Genomic DNA, 5,549 nt, shown 5'->3' with positions numbered 1-5,549 from the left:
TCACCGCCGCGACCGGGGCCGCCCATGCCGCCGCCGCCTGCAACCCGGGCGGCGCGATCGTCGCCGTCCGCGAGGATGTCGGCCGCCACAACGCGCTCGACAAGCTGATCGGGACGCTCGCGCTGACAGGACGGCCGATCGACGGCTTCCTGCTCGTGACCTCGCGGATCAGCTTCGAGATGGTCGACAAGGCGCTGGTCGCGGGCGCGCCGCTGCTCGCCGGCATCTCCGCGCCTACCAGCCTCGCGATCGACCACGCCCGCGAGCACGGCCTGACGCTGGTTGCGCTCGCCCGCGCCGACGCGATGCTGGTGCTGCATGATCCGCACGGTATCTTCGGCTAGGCTGGCATCCGATCGGAGGAACAGCCGTGATTCGCCACCTGCTGCTCGCTTGCCTCGCCGCTACGCCGGCTCTTGCCCAGGAGGCGACGCCAACGCCCGCTCCCCTGCCGACACCGCGCCCGGACACGGTGCAGGTGGCGCTGGTGACCGACCAGGGCCGGATCGTGCTGGAGCTGGAGCGCGGTCGTGCGCCGATCACCACGGCCAACTTCCTGCGCTATGTCGACGGGCACCGGCTCGACGGCACCGTCTTCTACCGGACGGTCAGGCCGGCACCCGATTTCGGCTTCATCCAGTTCGGGGTGCAGAACGCACCCAAGCGCGTCCTGCCGCCGATCGCGCTCGAACCCTCGACCCAGACCGGCGTCACCCACACCAGCGGCGCGATCTCGCTCGCCCGGCTGGCTCCGGACAGCGGGCGCGGCGACTTCACGATCAACGTCGGCGACCAGCCCTCGCTCGATGCCGATCCGACCAGGCCCGGCGACAATCTCGGCTATGCCGCGTTCGGCCATGTCGTCGAGGGGATGGACGTGGTGAAGCGCATCCTCGACGCCACCGTCGATCCCGCCAAGGGACCGTTCAAGGGCGAGACGATCGCCGCGCCGGTCAGGATCATCAGCGCCGCGCGTGTGGCCAAGGCTGGTAGCGGAGGAGGGACTTGAACCCCCGACCCCAGGATTATGATTCCCGTGCTCTAACCAGCTGAGCTACTCCGCCTCAGCCCTGGAAGCGGCGCGTATAAGCGGCCCCTGCGCCCGGTCAACCCCGGCGTCAGGCGAACATGTGGCGCGACAGCGGCTCCCACGGGCCGCCGCGATACCACCAGGCGGCGAGGCCCGCGACCTCGACCCGGCGCGGGCGGAAATCGCGCTGCAGATGCGCCAGCAGCAGCTTCGCCACCGCCGGCGTCACCTTGTTCTGAATTGTGACGTGCGGCCGCCAGCCGCCCGCGTCCTGCGGCGTCAGCATCCCGGCGAACGCGTCGAGCAGCCGGTTCCGGATCGCGGTCAGCGCCGGAGCCTCGATCCGATAGGCGACGCCGCCGCCCAGCGACATCAGCCCGCCGACGCTCGCCTCCGGGGCCGGCACCCCGCGCGTCTCCTGCACCAGGCGATGCTTCAGCTCGTCCGCGACCGAGGGCGGCAGGTGGTGGAACAGCGTCAGATGCGCGTCGAGCTGGTTGCGCTCGGCCGGAAAATGCTCGCGGCGCAGGCCGTCGAACCACGCCTGGTCCTGCTTGCCGAACAGCGCGGTGACGATGATCGGCGCGGGTGCCGCTGCTCCGGTCAAATCTCGACCTGACTGCCCAGTTCCACCACCCGGTTGGTCGGCAGACGGAAGAACTCCATCGCGCTTTCCGCGTTGCGCAGCATCCACGCGAACAGCCGCTCGCGCCACAGCATCATGCCGGGCTTGTCGGACGGCAGCAGCGTCTGGCGCGACAGGAAGAAGCTCGTGTCCATCATCCGGAACTCCGCGCCGCAACCGCCGACGCCGTTGAGCGCCACCGGCACGTCGATCTCGTCCATGAAGCCATAGCGCAGCACCAGGCGGTGGAACCCCTCGCCCAGCTCCTCGCGCCGCGCCCGCGCCTCTGTCCAGTACGGCATGTCGACGATCTTGACCGTCAGCAACACCACCCGCTCGTGCAGCACCTTGTTGTGCTTGAGGTTGTGGAGCAGCGCGTGCGGCACGCCATCGGGGCTGGAGGTCATGAACACCGCCGTTCCCGGCACGCGCGCGGCGCTGGCGGCGGCGGACTTGATGAAGACGCCGACCGGCATCGCCGCCTGGTGCAGCCGGTCGACCATCAGATGCCGCCCCTTCGACCAGGTCGTCAGCGCGGTGAACACGATCAGCCCGACCAGCAGCGGGAACCAGCCGCCGTCGGGGATCTTGGTCAGGTTGGCGGTGAAGTACGCGCCGTCAACCAGGAAGAACAATGCCAGCAACGGTGCCGCGGCGTAGCTCGGCCAGTTCCACAGCCGGGTCAGCGCGACGCCGAGCAGGCAGGTGTCGATCAGCATCGCCCCCGTCACCGCGATGCCATAGGCGCTGGTGAGGTTGGACGAGGTGCGGAAGAACAGCACCAAGATGATGACCATCGTCATCAGCGCCCAGTTGATGATCGGGATGTAGATCTGCCCGGCGGTGGCGGCGCTGGTATGCTCGATCCGCAGCCGCGGCACGAAGCCGAGCTGGATGGCCTGCTGCGTTACCGAGAACGCGCCGGAGATCACCGCCTGGCTGGCGATGACCGCCGCGGCGGTGGCGAGGATGACCAGCGGCAGCTGCAGGCTGTCGGGGGCGAGCATGTAGAAGGGGCTGCGCAGGCCGGCACCGCCGACCCGGAACAGCAGCGCGCCCTGCCCCATATAGTTGAGGATCAGCGCCGGCAGCACGAAGCACAGCCAGGACAGCCCGATCGGCCGCCGCCCGAAATGACCCATGTCGGCGTACAACGCCTCCGCTCCCGTCACCGCGAGAACGACCGAGCCCAGCGCCAGGAAAGCGCGGCGTGGATCGGCCGCGAAGAACTCGACCGCGTAATGCGGCGACAGCGCCAGCAGCACATGCGGGGTCTGCACGATGCTGAGCAGCCCCAGCACCGCGATCACCGCGAAATAGACCAGCATGATCGGTCCGAAGAAATAGCCAACGCGGTTGGTTCCTCCCGACTGGATCGAGAACAGGAAGATCAGGATCGCCACCGCGATCGGCAGCACCAGCGTGCCCAGCGTCGGCGACACCACGCCCAGCCCCTCGACTGCCGACAGCACCGACACCGCCGGCGTGATCATGCTGTCGCCGTAGAAGAGCGAGGTCGCGAACACGCCGAGCAGGACGATGCCGGTCGACCAGCGCCGCGTCCGGGTCCGCCCCGACACCAGCGCGAGCAGCGCCAGGCTGCCGCCCTCCCCCTTGTTGTCGGCGCGCATGATGATCGCGACGTACTTGACGGTCACGACGATCATCATCGACCAGAAGATCAGGCTGATGACGCCCATGATATGCGCCGGATCGAGCGCCAGCCGGTGATGACCGGCGAAGGTCTCGCGAAAGGCGTAGAGCGGGCTGGTGCCGATGTCGCCGAACACGACGCCGACCGCCCCGATCGCGAGCTTCGCGAGCGCGTCGCTACGATGCGGGGCATGTGCGACATCGTCCTCGTGCCGCGATGCCGGCTCACCGGCGGTGGACGGGTCGGTCACGAGGTCGGGTCGATCCCGGCCGGGATTGCTCCGGAGGGGAGCAGGGGGAAAACCATGGCGGTGACGGCTATCAGCCTCTATCGGCAACGCCTTAGCTCTAGCACGCTCCACCCCCGGCGCGCAACGGGCCGCCCCACTAGACGACAGGAGGACAGCGCGATGCGCGTCGGAGTACCCAAGGAAATCAAGAACCACGAATATCGCGTCGGCCTGACGCCGCCCTCCGTCGCCGAGCTGGTCTCGGCCGGGCATGAGGTGGTGGTGGAAACGCAGGCGGGGTGCGGCATCGACTTCGACGACGACGCCTATCGCGGCGTCGGCGCGACCATCCTGCCCGATGCGAAGGCGGTGTTCGCCGCCGCCGACATGATCGTCAAGGTCAAAGAGCCGCAGGCGGTCGAGATCGCGATGCTGGAGCCGCGCCACCTGCTGTTCACCTATCTCCACCTCGCCGCCGACAAGCCGCAGGCGGAGGGGCTGATGCAGTCGGGCGCGACCTGTATCGCCTATGAGACCGTCACCGCCCCGGGCGGCGGCCTGCCGCTGCTCAAGCCGATGAGCGAGGTGGCGGGACGCATGTCGGTGCAGGTCGGTGCGCACTATCTGGAGAAGGAACAGGGCGGCCGCGGCGTGCTGCTCGGCGGCGTTCCCGGCGTCGCGCCGGCCAAGGTGGCGATCCTGGGCGGCGGCATCTCGGGCATCAACGCGGCGCAGATGGCGGTCGGGATGCGGGCGGACGTCACCATCTACGACGTCAACATGAGCCGGCTGGCGGAGCTCGACATGTTCTTCTCCAGCCAGATCAAGACCGCCTATGCGAGCAAGGCGGCGATCGCGGCGGCGGTGAAGAACGCCTCGCTGGTGATCGGCGCGGTGCTGATCCCCGGTGCCGCCGCGCCCAAGCTGGTCACCCGCGACATGGTGAAGACGATGAAGCGCGGCGCGGTGCTGGTCGACATCGCCATCGACCAGGGCGGCTGTTTCGAGACCAGCCATGCCACCACGCACCAGGACCCGGTGTTCGAGGTCGATGGCGTGATCCATTACTGCGTCGCCAACATGCCCGGCGCGGTCGCCCGCACCTCTGCCTTCGCGCTCAACAACGCCACCCTGCCGTTCGCGCTGAAGCTCGCCGGTCAGGGCGCGGAGGAGGCGATGAAGGCCGACCCGCACCTCGCCGCCGGGCTCAACGTCTATCGCGGCAAGATCGCGTACAAGGCGGTCGCCGACGATCTCAGCCTCGCCTACGAAGCGTGGAACGGATAAGGAACGAGAGTGTTGGTGCGGCGGAAGGAATTACTGATGGCCGACGACCTGAACCCCAAGGATCACCCGACCGGCAATGCCGAGAAGGACCCGCACGACTGGACCACCGGCGGCGAGCCGATGACCGGCGCGCAGGCGAGCTACCTCAAGACGCTGAGCGAGGAAGCGCATGAGGAGTTCGACGCCGACATGACCAAGGCGGACGCCTCGTTGAAGATCGACGAGCTGCAGGGGAAGACCGGCCGCGGGCGCTGAGGCGCTCGGCGGCGGTTCGGGAAAAGGATGGTGCGCCCGGAGCGATTCGAACGCCCGGCCCTCAGATTCGTAGTCTGATGCTCTATCCAGCTGAGCTACGGGCGCCTCGCAGGGGGCTCTATAAGCGGTTCGCCGGGGATGCAAGGGCGTTGCGCGACTTCTCTCCCGGCGATAGCAGCGGGGGGGATGACGCACCGGCTGCTGGCCATTCTTCCACTCGTCGCGCTCGCGGGCTGCTCGGCGGGCGGGCACGGCTATCCCTCGCTCGCGGTGCGTCCCGCCGAGGCGCGCGGCTGGGCCGAGCCCGTCGCGGCTCCGACCAGCGGACCGGCGCCGCTCGTGAGGTTGTTCATCGCCGAGTTCAGCCCCCAGAGCTCGAGGCCTTCCACCATGCTCGCGCGGCTCATGTACCCGCTGGCGCGGACCTCCGTGCGCGTCGCCGAGAGGGCGTACAGCCCGAGCGAGGCGA

6 protein-coding genes, 2 tRNA genes and 1 pseudogene are annotated in these 5,549 nt (G+C 68.8%); 5 read left to right on the top strand and 4 right to left on the bottom strand.

What is annotated here, in order from left to right; translation table 11 throughout:
* Together HUU95_RS07310 and HUU95_RS07305 are read left to right on the top strand one after the other, a co-directional pair.
* The coding region (locus HUU95_RS07310; protein ID WP_174279514.1) for a formate dehydrogenase accessory sulfurtransferase FdhD at nucleotides 1-344 on the top strand (344 nt) is incomplete at its 5' end.
* Nucleotides 345-370: 26 nt separating this feature from the next.
* Nucleotides 371-1,009, top strand: coding sequence for a peptidylprolyl isomerase (locus HUU95_RS07305; RefSeq protein WP_174279513.1), 639 nt, complete (start codon nucleotides 371-373; stop codon nucleotides 1,007-1,009).
* On the opposite strand, the gene HUU95_RS07300 is transcribed toward HUU95_RS07305, so the two are convergent.
* The 3 genes from HUU95_RS07300 to HUU95_RS07290 form a co-directional block, all read right to left on the bottom strand.
* Nucleotides 988-1,064 (bottom strand) — tRNA-Met (locus tag HUU95_RS07300). The two genes, HUU95_RS07305 and HUU95_RS07300, sit on opposite strands and share 22 nt — an antisense overlap.
* A 54-nt stretch (nucleotides 1,065-1,118) precedes the next feature.
* Complete coding sequence (locus tag HUU95_RS07295) at nucleotides 1,119-1,637, bottom strand: 2'-5' RNA ligase family protein (RefSeq protein ID WP_174279512.1); 519 nt, start codon at nucleotides 1,635-1,637, stop codon at nucleotides 1,119-1,121.
* On the bottom strand, nucleotides 1,634-3,559 hold the full coding sequence (locus HUU95_RS07290; protein WP_174279511.1) for a potassium transporter Kup: 1,926 nt from the start codon (nucleotides 3,557-3,559) through the stop codon (nucleotides 1,634-1,636). Before HUU95_RS07290 ends, HUU95_RS07295 begins: the two co-directional genes overlap by 4 nt.
* Before the next feature lie 159 nt (nucleotides 3,560-3,718).
* Between HUU95_RS07290 and ald the strand changes: the two genes are divergently transcribed.
* Together ald and HUU95_RS07280 are read left to right on the top strand one after the other, a co-directional pair.
* Nucleotides 3,719-4,825, top strand: a complete 1,107-nt coding sequence (gene ald, locus HUU95_RS07285) for an alanine dehydrogenase (protein ID WP_174279510.1) — start codon at nucleotides 3,719-3,721, stop codon at nucleotides 4,823-4,825.
* Between the two features lie 36 nt (nucleotides 4,826-4,861).
* Nucleotides 4,862-5,080 (top strand): DUF3072 domain-containing protein, encoded by a 219-nt coding sequence (locus HUU95_RS07280; RefSeq protein WP_174279509.1) that lies wholly within the window; start codon nucleotides 4,862-4,864, stop codon nucleotides 5,078-5,080.
* A 28-nt stretch (nucleotides 5,081-5,108) separates the two neighbouring features.
* On the opposite strand, the gene HUU95_RS07275 is transcribed toward HUU95_RS07280, so the two are convergent.
* Nucleotides 5,109-5,185 (bottom strand) — tRNA-Arg (locus HUU95_RS07275).
* Between the two features lie 81 nt (nucleotides 5,186-5,266).
* On the opposite strand from HUU95_RS07275, the pseudogene HUU95_RS07270 reads away from it, so the two are divergent.
* A pseudogene (locus HUU95_RS07270) lies at nucleotides 5,267-5,549 on the top strand (hypothetical protein); the annotation flags it as partial.

Source organism: Sphingomonas bacterium, from assembly GCF_903643065.1.
GTDB lineage: Bacteria > Pseudomonadota > Alphaproteobacteria > Sphingomonadales > Sphingomonadaceae > Sphingomonas.
Note: the sequence above shows the minus strand (reverse complement) of the source record. Positions and strands in the feature narration are given on the sequence as shown.